This window comes from Pantoea sp. X-Soil-ISGK-275, from assembly GCF_059730795.1.
This window is the reverse complement of sequence record NZ_AP035976.1, coordinates 3,598,603-3,617,649: the sequence shown is the minus strand read 5'-3', so window position 1 is coordinate 3,617,649 and position 19,047 is coordinate 3,598,603. Positions and strand designations below refer to the sequence as shown.

Below are 19,047 nucleotides of genomic sequence, written 5' to 3'. Positions count from 1 at the left end.
CCCTAACGGGACATTTCTTATGTCTCGGAAATCTCTCTTTCCTGATTATGTCGCTCACTTTGAGCCCACACTGCTGGGCTAAGCCAGGGAGATTGCTGCTCTTGCTTGCAAATGCGCAATCAAAATCAAATGTTTTAAAGGGATTAATCATGAACGTTTCGCCCGTAAGTGTTGCGGTTATCGACAAAAAAACGATAACAAAAGCAGAAGTCATGCGTGCTGGCAAAGATGGAAAATCAGCAAAAATTCAAGCTATTACCAATGGCAAATATCTTCTTACGCAGGGTAATGACGGCGTTGCGCCAGAAAACATTACCGTTAAACGCGTAGGAAAAAACTTGTTAGTCATGCTGGAAGGTTCAGATAGCAATAACCCGGATTTGATCATCGAAGACTTCTTCGCCAAATCGGGTTCCCTCGTAGGGAAAGCAGAAGATGGCGAAATGCATGAATACGTTGCAACCGATGGACATGCTGACCACGAAGCTGCAGCCCTTGTCGATGGCGAAACCGCCGCGCTAGCTCTGAGCGAAGGCACTGTTGATACCGATTCTGGTTATGCGCTGGCCTCGGGCTTTGAATGGTCACCAGCGCTGATTGCTTTGGGTGGTTTGGCTGCTATTGCCGCCGCCGCAGGCCTTGGTTACGTAGCCGCGAAAGAACAGTATCAGGACAGCAACAATAGCGGTAAGAGTGGTAAAGGCGGAGACGGCGGTAAAGGTGGCGATGACGGCAAAGGTGGCGGTGACAACGGTGGCGGTAATGTAAGCGTTCCGGTGGTGAATGGCATATTCGACGATGTAGGTAGCATCACTGGGCTGATCGCTAAAGGTAGCCGAACTGATGACACCACGCCAACTCTGAATGGTACTGGTACCAAAGGAAACGTGATTGAAGTATGGGATGGCACCATCAAAATTGGTGAAACGACCGTTGGTGAAAATGGCACCTGGTCTTTCACACCAGGAAAAGCCTTGGGCGCAGGTAGCCACAGCATTACTACCCGTGAGCGCAATGAAAAAGGCGTAGTGGGCGAATCAAGTGAAGCATGGGGTTTTGTCATTGATCTGACTGCACCAGCAAAAGGTACCATTGGTGGCATGTTCGACGACAGTACGAATCCACCAAAAGAAATTACAAAAGATGGCGTGACCAAAGACAGTACGCCAAGTCTTTCAGGTAAAGCTGAAGCTGGCTCTACGGTTGAAATCTGGAAAAATGGTCAATTGCAGGGCACCGCGAAAACGGATAGTGAAGGTAATTGGAAATTCACCTGCCCAAAATTAGCCGACGGAAAACATGATTTCAGCATTGTGGTCGTTGATCAGGTAGGTAATAAATCTTTGCCGTCAGATGCCTGGATCGTTGAGATTGATACCATTGCGCCTGAAAATAAAGGTATTGGTGCAATTAAAGATAGCAATGAAAAACCGATTGAAAACAGTGATGAAACTGAAGACAGCACGCCGACGTTTTCTGGTGTGGGTGAGAAAGGTGATATCGTCAAAATAATCGACAACGGCAAAGTTATAGGAAGCACCGTTATTGATGACAAAGGCGAGTGGACCTTTACACCGGAAAAAGCTTTAGAAAACGGTAAACATGAATTCCAAATCATCGTTGTTGATCCCGCCGGTAATGAATCTCAGCTTTCTGAAAAAGTCGTCGTTGATATCAATGATCCAAATGCACCCATCGATCCCGTACCCGGTGATGAAGTTATTCCCGATCCAAATGTGCCAGTAACCGGTGTGATTGGTGATGTTTATCGCGATGAGAAGTTGGAAGGTGGTCAAAAATTCCATATCGGTAAGACACCTATTGCGAGCGGTGAAGCAGTAAATGATTCGACCATCTTTGTTGGTGGTACCGGAGTTGCCGGAGATATCGTTTATATTTGGATAAATGGGGCTGATAACCACTTTTATCTTTCTTCCACAGTCGATGCTAAAGGAAAGTGGAGCATCGCAACACCAGATCTTCCAGACGATAAATATAGCATTGAGGCTGCTTTCAAGGATGCAGAAGGTGTTGTAACGTCTAAAACGCCTGCATTTGAAGTTAAAATTGACACTATACCGCCAGGAGCTGTTGATCCAGGTGATCTTTTCCCTGATTCAATAGGTCATATTAATATTGCTGATCTACTTTCAGATCAACAAGACACACTGTTTGGCGAACCCCAGGAAGGAAATGTGCTGTCTCAACATCTTGATGAAAGTGCTTTAAATAACATTATGTCTGATTTTAATGTCAATCATTCCACCCTTAATGGAGTGGTTTCTTTAGATGTCTCTTCAGTTGATAATCACCTGGAATTTCGTGACTTATCTGAATAATCACCACACTGCTAATTTTAATTTGGAATAAAAGAAAGTGCCATTTGGCACTTTCTTCCAGGGAGTTGTAATGAAGATTAAACGTATTGCTATTGTCGCTGTTCTTGCATCATTGTCCGTAACGACGGGAATTCAAGCGCAAACTGTTTTTGGGAAATCATGGCAATCAATGCCAGCAGCGGCGTCCGATCAAACCAAAGTTGTGTATTATCGCACTGCTGATAATAATAAAAAAGCTGCACATATCTATGTGGATGGTGAATTCCAAACCGCCCTTTTATCGGGAGGATACACGGTGTTTTGTCTTAAGCCAGGTATGCATTCATTAGGAAGCTACACCGATGATGCGCCACGCTATCGAGGTAAACAACAACAGCAGTGGCGGGATTCATTGGCTGCGGGAAAAACCTACTATGTCACTGCAAGTCTTGATGGCTCTGGCCGCCCACATGTTGTAGAAACCTCTGTGGCGCAGCAACAGTTGATGGGTGCCCGGCAGCAAGCGCATTTGCTTTCCCGTGCCTCGTCCGTTATCTCATGTAAGGTGGACGCTGCTCAATCTTACGATAATTACGAGTTTTCATCTGATCTGTTATTTAATTTCGCCAGTGCCAGCGGTAACGATATTTCTGCTCAAGGCCATAACGCTATTCAGCAATTCGCGCATCAAATGAAACGCAATGGTAAATTGAATCCGCATATTATCGTTACAGGTTTTACCGATCCTATTGGTGATAATGAGAGTAACCTAAAATTAGGCCAACGCCGCGCTGATACAATTAAGAAATTATTAGTCAATAATGGTTTAAGTAGTGACAATATTCAATCGCAAAGTATGGGTGAAAGCCAGGTTTCTAAACAGTGCTCTGGGTCATTAAAACAGCAGCGTTTGTGCTATGCAAGCGAGCGTCGAGTAATAATCAGTGTAGAGAATAAATAATTTTATTCTTTCCTGTAATTATTACGCGGTCTAAAATTTATTGATTCGAACCATTTTTTAAACATTTGTATTCAATTAATTGTTATTTATTCCCAATTAATTGAGACATGTCCTGTGTTAGCTATTTCACTAACTGGCTCAGAATGTTTGAGTTCCGGGAGGGAACCGGAACCTTAAACCGAAATATCATAAAAGGAATGTTATCATGGCTAATAGCAGCATCAATGAAATTGCAGTGCAGAAAATAGAGACCATCAACAAAAAAGATTTTGGCTGGAAAGATATCACTGCTCCAAAAGGTGAAAATGGAAAAGCTGAAATTATCATCGACGGCGTTACGACTTATGTGAAAGTTGACGCAGAAGGTAAGTGGTCATTCACTCCTCCTGAGTGGGCTGAAGGCATGCATACCGTTCAAATCACCATTATTGATGAAGCAGGTAACCGTGGACCGGCAACTTCATCAATTGTTAATCTGGATACCAAACCGCCAGTAGCCCCCGAAATTTGGCGTGTAGCAGATAACACCGGCAGTGATAAAGGTAATTTGAATCCAGGCGATATTACTGATGAGGCTCAACCAGTACTTTCAGGTGTAGGAGAACCGGGTTCAACCGTTTATATCTACGATAATAACGGCACAACTCCAATTGCTTCCGCGAAAGTGAATGGCATGGGTGCATGGACCGTTACACCAGATCTGGCCGATGGCGACCACAGCCTGACCGCTACCGTAAAAGATGCGGGTAAACATGAAAGTCCCGCATCTGCAGCTTTTAATCTTAAAATTGAAGCGGGCATCGTGGTCATGGCCGAAAATTCAGCGTCAGAGGTTGAGCATCACATTGAGCCAGCAGCAACCACTAACGATTTCGGCACTTTCGCAAACGCGTTTGAAAGACACCAAAAGAGCAACGTGATCAGTATATCTCGTACCGCCGACCCTTATGACACGATTGAGATCACGATTAACAATACCGTAACCCTCATCGAAACAGGTGCAGATGGAAAATGGTCATTCAGCTCTGATGCACTGCCTGATGGCGTCTACTTCTTCCAGTATCGAGTGCGTGATGATGCAGGTAACTGGGGTCTTATACCAACTCAAATGATTTTCCACATTGAAGCTGAAAATCCTGAAGCACCACAAATTTTGCGCGTCATTGACGATGAAGGCCAAATTGACCATTTAACGTCAGGTCAATATACCGATGACAAAACGCCAACCTTGTCAGGCGTTGCTCAACCGGGATCGCTGGTATTCATCTATGGCGCCACTGCTACCCCAATTGGCAGTGTTACAGCAAGCAATGATGGCCGCTGGAGCTTTACCCCAACGCTGACTACTGATGATACTTATGTCTTCAGCGCGGCATACGAGGATAGCTATGGTCGTATGAGCCCGAAATCTGACAACTTCATCCTGAAGCTGGATGCAACGGCACCCAGCGCACCAGAGATTAGTGAAGCTTTTGATGATTTTGATAAAACCGCCATATTGCATTCGGGAGATAAAACCGATGACACCACGCCTAAGCTCTCTGGCGTAGCGGATGCCGGTTCCATTGTGCGTATTTGGGATGGTAATCAACTCATTGGTAGCACTGTTGCTAATAGTCGCGGTCAATGGAGCTATGAGGTGGATCAGGAACTGGCTGAAGGCTCACACTCCCTGCGTGTAGACTCGGTCTCAAAAGGGGGGAGTGCTTCTGCTAAATCCGATGAATTTATTCTGATCGTTGATACCTCATCTCCACCACCAGCGGAAATCAGTGAAATTGTTGCTAACAACGGGAGTACCGAGCGTCCTCTGGTTAGCGGAGATGCAACCAATGATGACACGCCTGTACTGCGCGGAACCGGTAAAGAAGGTGAGATTGTTCACGTTTATGACGGTGATGATGTTATTAATTCAACGGTGGTTAAAGCTGACGGCACATGGGAAATCGAACTGGATCCGCTGGATGAGAGTTCACATGAGCTGAAGATTAAAATCGAGGATCCTGCAACCGGAAAAGAGTCTGATTTCTCTACTCCAGTGATTATCGTGGTGGATCTCACGCCACCAAATAAACCGGGTGTACCTGAAATTATTGATAATACCGGTGGGGACAATGGCCCGGTGCAGCCAGGAACGCCAATTGACGAAACCAAACCTGAATTCAAGGGGGGTGGCGCTAACCCGGGTGATACCGTTGAAGTCGTTATCATTGACGAAAATGGAGATGAGAAAGTCATTGGAACCGGCATCGTAGATGCAGGTGGCAACTGGACAGTGACACCAACGGATCCAATTGATGATGGTGAATATGAGGTAGTCGTTGATATCACCGATCCAGCAGGTAACACATCCGATCGTTCAGACCCCATTGATCTGATCATTGATACCCAAGTACCAGATGAAATTGTCAATTTTGAACTGTGGGATGATGTTGGCATCGAAACCGGTGTAATTCATGAAGGTGGTTTCACCGACGATAAATCCCCAACCGTGCGCGGTACTGGTGAAGAGGGTTCTAAAGTCATTATCTGGGATGGCAACACAGAAATTGGTTCTGCCGTGGTCACCAATGGCGAGTGGAGCTATGAGCTGCAAGATCTGACTGAAGGCGCGCATAACATCCGTGTTCAGCCTGTCAGCGCATCAGGCGTTCCTGGCCCAATTAACGCTGGTATCAACTTTGAGGTGGATGTGACTCCTCCTGGCGGTGGTAGCTTCCTGGACGGTACTTTCGTTGACAAAGATGGATTTACTAAACCGTTGGATTTAACACCCAGAAAAGACGGTACCTTAACACCGGTTAATGGCCAGGTGCTGACGCTGAACGGTAGCGGTGTAGAAGATGGCACCACTGTTGTACTTTATGGCGATGCTGCGCGCACTTTAGTACTCGGCAGCGCTGTAGTGACTAATGGCGAGTGGAAACTGGAGACCATTGAGCTTGAAGAACGCAGTTATGACTTCTCCTTCGGCTACCGCGATTTAGCCGGTAATGAAACTGCGGGTAGCGAAACGTTCACGCTGGTCATTGACGTTACGCCTCCTGGCGCTGTTGATCCGGGCGATCTGTTCCCGGATTCAGTGAATGACATTCTGATGACTATGTCTCTGAATGACATCCTGGGAATGAGCGATGATTCCCTGTTCATTGACAACGGTAAAACCCAGTTGATGATTGCTGACGCAGGTAAAGAAGTTGCTCTGGAAGACATCTTGCCGAAAGGTGAAGAAGTGAGTAACTGGAGCCAGGCAAATGGCACCGTAACCGTGGCAGGCGTTGAATATAACGTTTACCAGAACAACGGTGGCGATGCTGAAGTAATGGTTCCTCAGCACCTGATTCAAGAACAGCACTAATCCCTGATGAGCTGCTAAACAAAAGCCCCGGTCGCGAGATCGGGGCTTTTTTTATGCATGATGCTGAGCGACAAACTAAATCGACTTATTTAGCCGCTTCCAGCACCAGAATCTTCACATCCACCACGTCATCTTTAATCAGTGCGCGATGCGCATCCATATGCGGCATCTGCTGATGTTGTTCCAGATGGCGCAGCGATTCCCAGAGTTCCAGCATGAAAATGGAATCGGGTGAATTCTGTTTCCACGGCACTTGTGCCTGATGATCCACTAATGCGTCATATTGATGACAACCATCTTCTTTCAGCACGGTTGGAATCAGCTGATTAATCGCATCTAGCACCACCTGACGGCGGCCCGGTTTGACACAAATTTCTGCAACGACGGTTAACATAGTGCTTCCTCTTTTCCCTGGGTGCTTACAGTTAAGCAAAGATCTGGCTGAGATGAGTCCGATAACGTTGGATATCGCGCGGCACGTCCGGCATTTTAATTACATCGTTACAAATAAAGGTCGGCAAACCTTCCATGCCGAGGAATTGGTTGGCTTTATGGAAGTGCAGATATAAGCCATCCACGCCCACGCCTTCGAAGAACTGCTCAGGATCGTTAAAGGCTTCCAGCGGCGCGTTCCAGGTCAATGACAACATGTATTTCTTGCCCTGAATCAGGCCGCCAGAACCGTACTTTTTACCGGCATCGCTACGCGTGCGGCCATCGCTGGCGTACAGTGAACCGTGACCTTCAGTGAAGACATCATCGATGTATTTTTTCACCGTCCACGGCTCGCCCATCCACCAACCCGGCATCTGATAAATCACCACATCGCTGTCGAGGTACTTCTGCACTTCTTCTGCCACGTTGTAATTGTTATCAGCGATAGTCACCTGTACCTGATGACCAAGGTCGCGCAGCTGGCTGGCTGCAACGTCAGTCAAAGTATGGTTCAGCTCGCCTTTCGAATGGGCGAAGGTTTTGCCGCCATCGATAATTAAAAAATTCATCTAATCCGCTCCGTTTCTGGTTGATGCCGCACACTCTACGCGCGCGCAGGAGCGAGAAAAATGCGTGATTGATCACAACACTTTTGCTAAGAAAGCAATAATGCGGATGATTATGAAACAATCCGCATGCAAACCAACATCAACTCATAAAAGAAGAAACCATGAAAACCGCGATACTGAGTGCATTACTTCTGGTGACTGGCGCTGCTCAGGCGCAATCCCACCTTGATGACATCCGCGCAAGCAAGACCTTAAAAGTTTGTACCACCGGCGATTACAAGCCTTATAGCTATTTGCGCAGCGATGGCCAATACGAAGGATTGGATATCAGCATGGCGCAATCGCTGGCGGCGAGCCTTGGCGCGAAAGTGCAGTGGGTGCCAACCACCTGGAAAACCCTGAGCGAGGATTTTGTCGCGAAGCAGTGTGATATCGCACTGGGCGGCGTATCGGTCACGCTTAAGCGTCAGCAGATTGCCTGGTTCGCCCAGCCGCTCGGCGTCGATGGCAAAATTCCGCTGGTACGCTGCGATGACAAAGCGAAATACCAGACGGTTGAGCAGATCAACAAGGCAAGCGTGAGGGTTATAGAACCAGCGGGCGGCACCAACGAAGCCTTCGTACACAGCCATTTACCACAGGCAACGCTGCAGCTGGCTGACAACGTGGGGATTTTCCAGCAGTTAGTCGATAACAAAGCGGATGTGATGATCACCGATGCGTCTGAAGCGCTGTTCCAGCAGCAGCATTATCCCACGCTGTGCGCCATCAATCCGGACAAACCGATGCAGTACGGCGAGAAGGCCTACATGATCCCGCGCGATGATATGAGCTGGAAGCTGTATGTCGATCAGTGGCTGCATCTCAGCACCGCCACCGGCGAATACGCCCAGATTACTCAGAAATGGTTAGGCGAGAAGTAGGGTCGCCATTCATGGCGACCTGTGTTACTGGTGCGCAATAGTGCGCACCAGATAACAGAACTCAACGATACAAACTCGCCTTACCCAGCCCACCAAACAGATTCATCTTGTAACGAATCACTGACTTCGCCGCAGCAATCGCATCCGGATAAATCACGTTCGGATCCCACCATGTTTCGCGCGCCAGAATCTCACGCAGCTTGTCGAAATAGGCGAACTTCATGTCGCTGGAAATATTGATTTTGCCCACGCCCAGGGTCACCGCTTCCGCGATCTCAGCATCAGGATTAGCTGAACCGCCGTGCAGCACCAATGGAATCGTGGTGCGCTGTGAAATGTCTCTGAGAATATGCATCTGCAGCTCAGGCTTCATATTTTTCGGGTAGATGCCGTGTGCGGTGCCAATCGCCACCGCCAGCGTATCTACGCCGGTGCGCTGCACAAAATCCTCTGCCTGCGCCGGTTCGGTGTAAATCACTTTACTCACACCGCCTTCTACTGAAGTGCCGGTATCGCCGATGGTACCGAGTTCCCCCTCCACCGAAACGCCCACCGCGTGCGCCAGCTTCACCACTTCTTTGGTCAGCGCCACGTTCTCTTCATAAGGCAGCAGCGAGCCATCGATCATCACCGAAGTAAAACCGCACTGAATGGCGCGCAGCACCTGAGCAATGGACGCGCCGTGATCGAGGTGGATGGTGAACGGCACTTTGCTTTTCAGGGTGCGTTCGCGCACGTAGCCAAAGAACTCATCGGTGACAAATTCCAGTTCGCTCGGGTGAATGGAGATAATCGCCGGGGTGTTTGTCGCTTCGGCTTCCTCAACCACTGCACGGATAAAGCAGCTGTCTGCGACGTTAAATGCGCCAATCGCGTAGCGGTGTTCACGAGTCGGTGCCAACATCTCTTTCATTGAAATCAACATGTTAATATTTCCTCAACGTGAGTTTTACTGGAGCCGACGCACGCGCCGGCCCGATAGTGGATATGAATGTGAAATTTACAAAACGATGTAGGGTCGCCATTCATGGCGACCGCCAGCTAACCCGATGGCTAACCCTTGCCCGCCGATCCCGACCAGCTTAGATACTCGACGACCACTTCGCGGCAGGCGGATTCCATCAGCCCAAGCAAGTCGGCCAGTTCAACATGCGGATGCTGCTTCAAGGCCTGCTCCACCGCCATTTTCCCGGCATCAAACACCGCCGCACCGACATTGATCTTGGCGACGCCAAACTCACTGACGCGGCGGATATCCTCGGCCGGCGTGCCCGATCCGCCATGTAGCGCCAACGGTCGCGTGGAGACCGCATGCAGCGCCTGCAGGCGCTGAAAATCGATTTTCGGCGTCACCCCAGCCGGATAAAGTCCGTGCGCGGTACCGACCGAGATCGCCAGCAGATCAATGTTGGTCTGTTCGATAAACGGCAGCACATCGGCCACCTGCGTCATCTTCACTGAAGCATCGGCCAGCTCGTAGGTTGGTGCATCGGCGATATGCCCCAGCTCGCCTTCCACACATACGCCAGCGGTATGTGCCATCTTCACTACGGCAGCGGTCTGGCGAATGTTCTCGGCGAGCGGCTCAGACGAGGCATCGATCATCAAGCCGGTAAAACCGGCGCGAAACGCCTGACCAATCAACGGAAAGGCTTTGCCGTGATCGAGTGCCAGCGCCACCGGCACGCTGGCGACATCAGCCAGCGCTCGCACTAACGGCACCGCGACAGTGGGCGGGAAGTGCGCGCTATGTCCCTGATACACGTTGAGGATCAGTGGGGCGCGCTGCTGTTCCGCGGCCTGAATGGCGGCGCGCGCGGTTTCCAGGTTGAAGCAGTTGATCGCCAGCACCGCATAACGCTGTTGGGCAGCGGCCTGAATCAGGTCGTTCATCATGGCAAACATGGTGGCTCCTTATTCCAGAGTGAATTTGATCTCTTCATCGCGAACGCCGGGGGCTTCCACGTCATCGAACTCTTCATCCGCCTGCGTAACCGGCTTTTTCAGTACCGACAGCATCACGCCGCACACCGTGGTGCCGATGCCGAGCGCTAAACAGAACAGCCAGGGTTTGGTGAACAGTGGCACCACAAACATGCCGCCGTGCGGCACCGGTGCGCCAACGCCCCACACCATAATCAGTCCACCGGCGATAGCGGAGGCCACCACGCAGCTGCCGACCACGCGGAACAGGTCGCGCGCCGCAATCGGAATCACCCCTTCGGTAATCATGCAGATGCCCATCGGGAAGGCGGCTTTCAGCGCCTCTTTTTCCGCTTTGGTGTATTTGTTACGGCTCAGCAGATAAGAGAGCGTGATGCCGAACGGCGGAATCATCGAGCCGACAAACTTCACTGCTTCCGGCCCGTAAATGCCGTCAACCAGCATGCCGTCGGCGAACAGCGACATGGTTTTATTCACCGGACCGCCGAAATCGAAGGTGGCCATCGCGCCGAGAATCGCGCCCATCACAAACTTCGAGCCACCCTGCATCGACTCCAGCAGGGCAATCAGCGCCTTCTGCAGCCAGACAATCGGCTGGCCGATAAAGGTCATCATTAGCAGCCCGGCGATGATGGTGCTCAGCACCGGCAGCACCATAATCGGCATTAAACCCTGCATCGATTTCGGTAACTTAATGGTGCGGCGCAGCAGCAGCACCGTGTAACCGACCAGGAAGCCACCGAAGATGCCGCCGATAAAGCCGGTACCGATCTGCCCGCAGATAAACCCGACGATCAGGCCGGGCGCGAAGCCGGGACGATCGGCAATGGAGTAGGCGATCGCCGCGCTGATCAGCGGCACAATTAAGCCCATGCCCCAGCCGCCGATCTGGTTGAGCATCCAGGCGACAGTGCCGGTCTGCTTGCCGACATCCGGGCCGCCAATCACCTGGCCGAGCGCGATGCAGATCCCGGCGGCGACGATCAGCGGGATCATCCACGAGATCCCGGTGAGCAAGTGCCCTTTGATCTCCTGGCCGTACTGACGTTTGTTGTCACTCATGATGGATCTCCTCAGGCGCGCGCCAGTGAATCCGCCACTTTTTCGAGGAATTTCACCGGTGATTTGATCACCACTTCGGTTTTCACTCGCACTATGGGTTTGCCCTGAAAGCGCTCCTCGCCTTTGATCTTCACGTCAACGGCGAGGATCACCACGTCAGCGGCGGCGATCTCTTCCTGCGTCAGCGCCGTTTCGGTGCCAATGGTGCCCTGGGTTTCAACGTGGATGGTGTGGCCCAGCGCGTGGGCCCCTTTAATCAGTTTTTCGCGCGCAATATAGGTATGCGCGATGCCTGCCGTGCAGGCCGCTACACAGACGATATTCATGTGTCACCTCAAAGAGTTAGGGTGTTAACAGAGGTCGGTTTCGGCGTACTGACTAAACAGCCGGATGATATTGCTGGCATCATTTTCGACCAGCAGTTGGGCTATCACCTCATCATCGGCCAGCGCACTGGCCACCTGCGACAACAGGCGAATATGGGTGGTGTTCTGATCTTCCAGTCGCACCGCGAACAGAATGATGCAGCGCACCTGGCTGCCATCGAGTGTTTCCCACGGAATGTCGTGTTGGGTGCGGCCGATGGCGAGCGTGGTTTGTTTCACCGCCGCAGATTTACCGTGCGGAATGGCGATATGATTTTCGAAGCCGGTGGAACCCTCGGCTTCCCGCAGCCAGACGTCTTCGATAAAGGCGGCGCGGTCGCTGATGGCGCCGTCGTGGTAGAGCAAATCGGTCAGCTCATGAATCGCTTGCTCTTTGGTGGTGGCGGTCAGCGCCAGGTTAACGCGGCGTGGCGTCAGAATGCGCGAAATATCCATGATCAATCCTCATTCAATTAATGTTCAGCCAAAGCGCAGGAGGCGCCGTCGGGCAGCTGGCTGCCAATCATGGCGTCTGTCACCCGCCGAATATCGTCATCGTTAAAAAAGGCACTGACATACACCGCCGGAACCGATCCGGCATTGAGGTGAATGGTGGTGATCACCAAATCCACCGTTTCTCGCTGGCAAAACGCCGCGTGATTGCTGGCGGAAACCACGCCGACAATCGCCCAATCCGGGAAGGCGCGCAGAATGCGACTCTTTAACAGATGCGAAGTCCCTACGCCGCTCGAGCACACCACCAGAATGCGTTTGTGGGCAATTTGTCGCTCCAGCGCCGCCTGGAAATGCACGCACAGATAACCTATTTCGTCATCCGCCACCGATGAAAGTCCCTGACTGCGCGCGGTTAATTGCATCGCCTGTTGAGTTAAGGAAAATATTGCCTTCATCTCCTGCTGAATATCGTCCAGCAACGGATTACGAATATGAATATGATATTTGAGTCGATTTAATAATGGCTTTATATGGACTAATAAGCCTTCAAATAATAATCGGTCCTGTGCTAAGTCCTGCTGAATAAATGAGGCGAAGCGATCGATTAATTCACAAGTTATTTTCACCGATTCAGCGGTGGAAAATTGATTATGCAGCGGCGCATTATCGCCACGCTCTTCCACCACAATGCCGGACGAAACAATATATTGATAAATAAAACCCACTTCATCGGCTGGCAATGCGCAGCACATGCGCTGTTCAATCTGCACCACCATCTGCTGGGCAATGTTCAGAATGCGCTGGTCGAGATCCTGCGCGCTGGTCAGCGTTTCCAGCGCCAGCGCATTACCTTGCGCCATGCGATGCATCATGATCAGAATATGGGTACAGAGATTGAGGTACCACGCATCGCCCAGCGGATAACTCAGCTGCTGCTCCATTTGCTCCAGCAGCGCCTGCACAAAAGTCACATCCTCATCGCCAAAATAGTGCACCAGCGCCTGTTGGCTGCCTGGATCGAGCCGCGGTAGCAGCGGCGTGCCGGCGACGTTCTGCTGCATCACATCATTAATCAGCGATACCATCGCCTGGCGTAGCGTCTGCTCGTTGCCTTCAATATGCGTGCCGCCGGGGCCGCGCTGTAGCATTAATCCCAACGGCTGTAGCCACTCTTCAATCACCTTCAGATCATTCACGATCGACGCATGGCTGATGAAGTAGCGCTCCGACAATTTACTGATTGAGGTGGCGCGTGGCGCATCACTCAACAGCTGCGAAGCAATCTTCACCCGTCGGCTATTGTGGCTCAGCGCATCCGAACGGCTTTCGTCGCCGTTGAGCTGCTGCTCCAGTTGCAGACACTGCTGCAGATCGTCCACCCGCAGGCGCACGCCGCGTCCCGGCATTTTTTCCAGCTGTAGCGACCAGTCGCTCAGCCAGCTCTCCAGCCACTGTAAATCGCGCTGAATGGTTTTCTCCGACACGCCAAGCTGTAACGCTAATTCTTTTGTTGGCTGCGGCGCGGCATGATGCAGCAGCAATTTTACTAATCGGTGTTGTCGCGAAGTCAGTATTTGCATTCGTTCACCCTTATTTTGGCAAAACGTTTATGGCTAATTGATGTTTATATTTATCCCATGCCAGAAATCAGACGCGCAAAAATGTGGTGCTGGTGGAGTATGAACTTAGGAGAGTAATCAGTAGGCAACAATACTAAATGTTGTCCCGGCTTGCGGACACGATTAATACGCCAGGCGCATCGGGATATTAATTGCGACGTTACTCACAGATTATGGGCGATATTCACTGTGACAGGGCTCCCATTCCGTTTTAATTCTCTGACCAATATCACGCTATTTAATGCAAGACGATTCTGTTTGCTGAGCGGGCTTCTCTGTGACTAAACCGCACGAATAAGGTAATATCCTCGCCAAATGACCGCCGGATGTCCCGCCGTTGCGGGCCACGAAGTGAGGATGCGAGCTGAATGAGCGAATTGACGCAGGATGGTGCAGAGCGTCTTGCCCTGCACACGTTTACGGAAAACGCGTACCTGAACTACTCCATGTACGTGATCATGGACCGCGCGCTGCCGTACATCGGCGATGGCCTCAAGCCAGTGCAGCGCCGTATTGTGTATGCCATGTCGGAATTGGGCCTCAATTCCAATGCCAAATTCAAAAAATCGGCGCGTACCGTCGGTGACGTATTGGGTAAATACCATCCGCACGGCGACAGCGCCTGTTATGAAGCAATGGTATTGATGGCGCAGCCGTTCTCTTACCGCTATCCGCTGGTGGATGGTCAGGGAAACTGGGGTGCGCCGGACGATCCGAAATCCTTCGCCGCGATGCGTTACACCGAATCGCGCCTGTCGAAATACGCTGAAATCCTGCTGGGTGAACTCGGCCAGGGCACGTCCGATTACATTCCGAACTTCGACGGCACCATGCAGGAGCCGAAGATGTTGCCGGCGCGTCTGCCCAACATTCTGCTGAACGGCACCACCGGCATTGCCGTGGGTATGGCGACGGACATTCCGCCGCATAACCTGCGCGAAGTAGCGGAAGCGGCGGTCAAGCTGATCGACAACCCGAACACCACGCTGCATGAGCTGCTGGATATTGTGCAAGGTCCGGATTACCCGACCGAAGCGGAAATCATCACGCCACGCAACGAAATCCGTAAGCTTTATGAAAGCGGGCGCGGTTCGATTCGCCAGCGCGCGGTGTGGAAGAAAGAAGATGGCGATGTGGTCATCACCGCGCTGCCGCATCAGGTGTCGGGCGCCCGCGTGCTGGAGCAGATCGCTAACCAGATGCGCAACAAGAAGCTGCCGATGGTGGAAGATCTGCGTGATGAGTCCAATCACGAAAATCCAACGCGTTTAGTGATTGTGCCGCGCTCCAATCGTGTGGATCTCGAGCAGGTGATGAATCACCTGTTTGCCACTACCGATCTGGAAAAAAGCTACCGCGTTAACCTGAACATGATCGGACTGGATAACCGTCCGGCGGTGAAGAACCTGCTGGAAATCTTGTCTGAATGGCTGGTGTATCGTCGCGATACCGTGACGCGCCGCCTCAACTATCGTTTAGATCGCGTGCTACGCCGCCTGCATATCCTTGAAGGTATGCTGGTGGCGTTCCTCAATATTGATGAAGTGATCCACATCATCCGTACCGAGGATGAGCCGAAGCCGGTGCTGATGTCGCGCTTTGATATCAGCGAAACCCAGGCCGAAGCGATTCTCGAACTCAAATTGCGTCATCTCGCCAAACTGGAAGAGATGAAGATTCGCGGTGAGCAAGCGGATCTGGAAAAAGAGCGCGATCAGCTGCAGGCGATTCTGGCGTCCGAACGCAAGATGAGCAATCTGCTGAAGAAAGAGCTACTGGCCGACAGCCAAACCTACGGCGACGATCGTCGTTCGCCGCTGCGCGAGCGTGAAGAAGCCAAAGCGCTGAGCGAAACCGAGCTGGTGAGCGCCGAGCCGGTGACCATCGTGCTGTCGCAAATGGGTTGGGTACGCAGCGCCAAAGGTCACGATATCGATCCAGCGGGCCTGAGTTACAAAGCGGGCGACAGCTATCTGGCCGCCGCACGCGGTAAGAGCAATCAGCCAGTCGCCTTTATCGACTCCACCGGACGCAGCTACACGCTGGATCCAACCTCATTGCCGTCCGCGCGCGGGCAGGGCGAACCGCTCACCGGCAAACTGACGCCACCACCGGGCGCGGTGATTGAGCAGGTGCTGATGGAACCCGATGATCAGAAGCTGTTGATGGCCTCTGATGCCGGTTATGGCTTTATCTGTACCTTTGCCGATCTGGTATCGCGCAACCGTGCCGGTAAAGCGCTGCTGACGCTGCCGGAAAACGCCAAAGTGATGACGCCAATGGCGGTGCATTCGGGCGATGATATGCTGCTGGCGATTACCCAGGCCGGACGCATGTTGATGTTCCCGGTTGGCGATCTGCCGCAGATGTCGAAAGGCAAAGGCAACAAGATCATCTCGATCCCTTCAGCGGAAGCCGCTGCGGGCACCGACAAACTACAATGGTTGCTGATTCTGCCGCCAGGCGCCTCGATCACCGTGTATGTCGGTAAACGTAAGCTGATCATGCGTGATGAAGATCTGCAGAAAGTGCGTGCCGAGCGCGGTCGTCGCGGCAGCGTGGCGCGTGGTCTGCAACGTATCGATAGCGTAGAAGTGAATGCACCAGCGCGTCCGAAAGCCGACGCGAGTGAAGAGTAACGCTGTTATTCAGGCGACGGAATGCCCAATTTGAGGAATCTATGTTACTAATTTTACGAGCAATTATTGTTATTGTTTATTCGATTCTGGTTTGTATCTTCGGCAGTATTTGGTGTCTGTTTTCACCGCGCAACCCGCGTCATGTTGCGACGTTCGGCCATATGCTTGGTCGCCTGTCGACGGTATTTGGTCTCAAGGTGGAACTGCGTAAACCGGCGGAAGCCGCGCATTACGGTAACGCGATCTATATCGCGAACCACCAGAACAACTACGACATGATCACGGCAGCCAAAATCGTGCAGCCGACCACCGTGACCGTGGGCAAGAAAAGCCTGCTGTGGATTCCGTTCTTTGGCCAGCTCTACTGGCTGACCGGTAACCTGCTGATTGACCGTGATAACCGCTCCAAAGCGCACGGCACCATCGGTGAGCTGGTGGATCAGTTCAACAAAAAGCGCATCTCGTTCTGGATGTTCCCGGAAGGGACGCGCAGCCGCGGACGTGGTCTGCTGCCGTTCAAAACCGGTGCGTTTCATGCGGCGGTCGCGGCTGGTGTGCCGATCATCCCGATCGTAGTGTCTAACACCCACGACAAGATCAAGCTGAACCGCTGGAACAACGGCTTGGTGATTGTTGAGATGTTGCCGCCGGTTGATACCTCGCAGTTTGCTACCACCTCGGTGCGCAAGCTCGCCACGCACTGCCGTGAATTAATGTCGACTAAACTGGAAGAATTGAACGCCGAAGTCGCCGAGCGCGAAAAAAGCGGTAAACTCTGACCAGCCAAAATGGGGCAGGTGATCATCTGCCCCGTTCTCAAGCCACACAGCAACTCATCATTAATTAAAACAACATGGACACGGCGTCCTCACGCCACGCTCAAAAGGTCTGAAGTTTTATGTCTTGCAGCAGACGTCAGTTTATTCAGCTTTCTGCCGGTGTCGCACTGGCTTCCGGCGCTATGCCTTTCGCCGCCCGCGCCGCCGCGCCATTGGGCGATACGCCACTTCCTATTCCACCGCTGATTGAATCCCGTCGCGGTCAGCCGCTGTTTCTCACCTTGCAGCGCAGCCATTGGTCGTTCAGCGGCAACAGCAATAAAGTGCCGGTGTGGGGCTTTAACGGCATGTATCTCGGCCCAACGGTGCGCGTTTACAGCGGCGACGATGTGAAGCTGATCTACAGCAATCGCCTCAACGAACCGGTCTCAATGACCGTCAGCGGTTTGCAGGTGCCGGGCGCATTAATGGGCGGTGCGCCGCGCATGATGTCGGCGGGGGCCGACTGGGCACCGGTGCTGCCGATTCGTCAGGGCGCGGGCACATTGTGGTATCACGCCAACACGCCAAACCGCATGGCGCCGCACGTTTACAACGGACTCGCCGGTATGTGGCTGGTGGAAGATGACGTCAGTAAATCGCTGCCGCTGCCGAAGCATTATGGCGTCGATGATTTCCCGCTGATCATTCAAGACAAGCGCCTCGATAACTTCGCCACGCCGGTTTATAACCCGCCATCCAGCGGCGGTTTTATCGGCGATGTGCTGCTGGTGAACGGCGTGCAAAATCCGTATGTCGAAGTGTCACGCGGCTGGGTGCGCCTGCGTTTGCTGAACGGATCGAACGCGCGGCGCTTCGATCTCAGCTTCTCCGATAATCGTCCCTTTACGGTGATCGCCAGCGATCAGGGCTTCCTGCCTGCGCCGGTGGCGGTGCAGCTGCTGACGCTGGCACCCGGCGAGCGTCGCGAAGTGCTGGTGGATATGTCGCAGGGCGATGAAGTGTCGATTACGGCCGGTACGGCGGCGGGTTTGATGGATCGCCTGCGCGGGCTGTTTGAGCCGTCATCAATTCTGACCAACACGCTGGTGCTGAGCTTGCGCCCAACCGGTTTGTTGCCGCTGGTCACCGACAATCTGCCGATGCGTTTGCTGGCGGATCAGATTCTTGATGGCGTAGCGACTCGCACGCGTGAATTCCGCATTGGCGACAGCGAGCCGGGCATTAACGGCGTGCTGTGGGACATGAACCGCATCGATACCACTGTGCAGCAGGGCACCTTTGAGCGCTGGATTATCCACGCCGATCGCCCGCAATCGCTGCATATTCAGGGCGTGATGTTCCTGATTAAGAACGTCAATGGCGCGCAGCCGATGGGTGAAGATCGCGGCTGGAAAGATACCGTGTGGGTGGATGGCAGCGTGGAGTTACTGGTGAGCTTCCCGCAGAGTTCATCGGATCACTTCCCGTTTGTTTATTACAGCCAGACGCTAGAGATGGCGGATCGCGGTACGGCGGGGCAGTTGTTGGTTAACTCGGTGTCCTGATGTCCCTCATCCTAACCTTCTCCCACAAGTGGGAGAAGGGACGTTTAGGTGGATTTCAGCTTTACATCAGCG

General features: G+C 52.2%; 15 protein-coding genes. 7 read left to right on the top strand and 8 right to left on the bottom strand.

What is annotated here, in order from left to right; translation table 11 throughout:
• Positions 1–149 precede the first annotated feature (149 nt).
• The 3 genes from AC6I8A_RS16725 (at position 150) to AC6I8A_RS16715 (ending at position 6,637) form a co-directional block, all read left to right on the top strand.
• On the top strand, positions 150–2,339 hold the full coding sequence (locus AC6I8A_RS16725) for an Ig-like domain-containing protein (protein WP_265298898.1): 2,190 nt from the start codon (positions 150–152) through the stop codon (positions 2,337–2,339).
• A gap of 70 nt (positions 2,340–2,409) precedes the next feature.
• The gene (locus tag AC6I8A_RS16720; RefSeq protein ID WP_256697458.1) at positions 2,410–3,279 is read left to right on the top strand and encodes an OmpA family protein; all 870 of its coding nucleotides are present in this window, start codon (positions 2,410–2,412) and stop codon (positions 3,277–3,279) included.
• Between the two features lie 205 nt (positions 3,280–3,484).
• Positions 3,485–6,637 carry an Ig-like domain-containing protein gene (locus AC6I8A_RS16715; RefSeq protein WP_497818802.1) on the top strand — a complete coding sequence of 1,051 codons (3,153 nt, stop codon included), beginning with the start codon at positions 3,485–3,487 and terminating at the stop codon, positions 6,635–6,637.
• 85 nt (positions 6,638–6,722) lie between these two features.
• Here AC6I8A_RS16715 and AC6I8A_RS16710 read toward each other — a convergent pair whose 3' ends face one another.
• On the bottom strand, positions 6,723–7,031 hold the full coding sequence (locus AC6I8A_RS16710; RefSeq protein ID WP_256697456.1) for a putative quinol monooxygenase: 309 nt from the start codon (positions 7,029–7,031) through the stop codon (positions 6,723–6,725).
• 31 nt (positions 7,032–7,062) lie between these two features.
• Positions 7,063–7,641: an NAD(P)H-dependent oxidoreductase gene (locus AC6I8A_RS16705; protein WP_497818801.1), complete on the bottom strand. Its 579-nt coding sequence runs from the start codon at positions 7,639–7,641 to the stop codon at positions 7,063–7,065.
• Positions 7,642–7,802: 161 nt separating this feature from the next.
• Here AC6I8A_RS16705 and AC6I8A_RS16700 point away from each other — a divergent pair, with 161 nt between their 5' ends.
• On the top strand, positions 7,803–8,564 hold the full coding sequence (locus AC6I8A_RS16700; protein ID WP_256697454.1) for a transporter substrate-binding domain-containing protein: 762 nt from the start codon (positions 7,803–7,805) through the stop codon (positions 8,562–8,564).
• Positions 8,565–8,625: 61 nt separating this feature from the next.
• Here the strand turns inward: AC6I8A_RS16700 and AC6I8A_RS16695 are convergent, their stop codons facing one another.
• From AC6I8A_RS16695 to AC6I8A_RS16670, 6 genes are all read right to left on the bottom strand, one after another.
• The gene (locus tag AC6I8A_RS16695; protein WP_061720478.1) at positions 8,626–9,489 is read right to left on the bottom strand and encodes a ketose-bisphosphate aldolase; all 864 of its coding nucleotides are present in this window, start codon (positions 9,487–9,489) and stop codon (positions 8,626–8,628) included.
• A 128-nt stretch (positions 9,490–9,617) separates the two neighbouring features.
• Positions 9,618–10,469 carry a class II fructose-bisphosphate aldolase gene (locus AC6I8A_RS16690; protein ID WP_497818800.1) on the bottom strand — a complete coding sequence of 284 codons (852 nt, stop codon included), beginning with the start codon at positions 10,467–10,469 and terminating at the stop codon, positions 9,618–9,620.
• Positions 10,470–10,478: 9 nt separating this feature from the next.
• Positions 10,479–11,570: a PTS fructose transporter subunit IIC gene (locus AC6I8A_RS16685; RefSeq protein ID WP_256697451.1), complete on the bottom strand. Its 1,092-nt coding sequence runs from the start codon at positions 11,568–11,570 to the stop codon at positions 10,479–10,481.
• A gap of 11 nt (positions 11,571–11,581) precedes the next feature.
• Positions 11,582–11,896, bottom strand: a complete 315-nt coding sequence (locus AC6I8A_RS16680) for a PTS fructose transporter subunit IIB (protein WP_256697450.1) — start codon at positions 11,894–11,896, stop codon at positions 11,582–11,584.
• Positions 11,897–11,920: 24 nt separating this feature from the next.
• Positions 11,921–12,391, bottom strand: coding sequence for a PTS sugar transporter subunit IIA (locus AC6I8A_RS16675; protein WP_061720482.1), 471 nt, complete (start codon positions 12,389–12,391; stop codon positions 11,921–11,923).
• A gap of 17 nt (positions 12,392–12,408) precedes the next feature.
• Positions 12,409–13,971, bottom strand: a complete 1,563-nt coding sequence (locus tag AC6I8A_RS16670; RefSeq protein ID WP_497818799.1) for a BglG family transcription antiterminator — start codon at positions 13,969–13,971, stop codon at positions 12,409–12,411.
• A 407-nt stretch (positions 13,972–14,378) separates the two neighbouring features.
• Here AC6I8A_RS16670 and parC point away from each other — a divergent pair, with 407 nt between their 5' ends.
• From parC to ftsP, 3 genes are all read left to right on the top strand, one after another.
• Entirely contained in the window at positions 14,379–16,649 is a 2,271-nt protein-coding gene (gene parC / locus AC6I8A_RS16665; RefSeq protein ID WP_256697446.1) for a DNA topoisomerase IV subunit A, read from the top strand.
• Positions 16,650–16,690: 41 nt separating this feature from the next.
• The gene (locus AC6I8A_RS16660; protein ID WP_061720484.1) at positions 16,691–17,428 is read left to right on the top strand and encodes a 1-acylglycerol-3-phosphate O-acyltransferase; all 738 of its coding nucleotides are present in this window, start codon (positions 16,691–16,693) and stop codon (positions 17,426–17,428) included.
• A 119-nt stretch (positions 17,429–17,547) separates the two neighbouring features.
• On the top strand, positions 17,548–18,975 hold the full coding sequence (gene ftsP, locus AC6I8A_RS16655) for a cell division protein FtsP (RefSeq protein ID WP_154155114.1): 1,428 nt from the start codon (positions 17,548–17,550) through the stop codon (positions 18,973–18,975).
• The last annotated feature ends 72 nt before the right edge of the window (positions 18,976–19,047 follow it).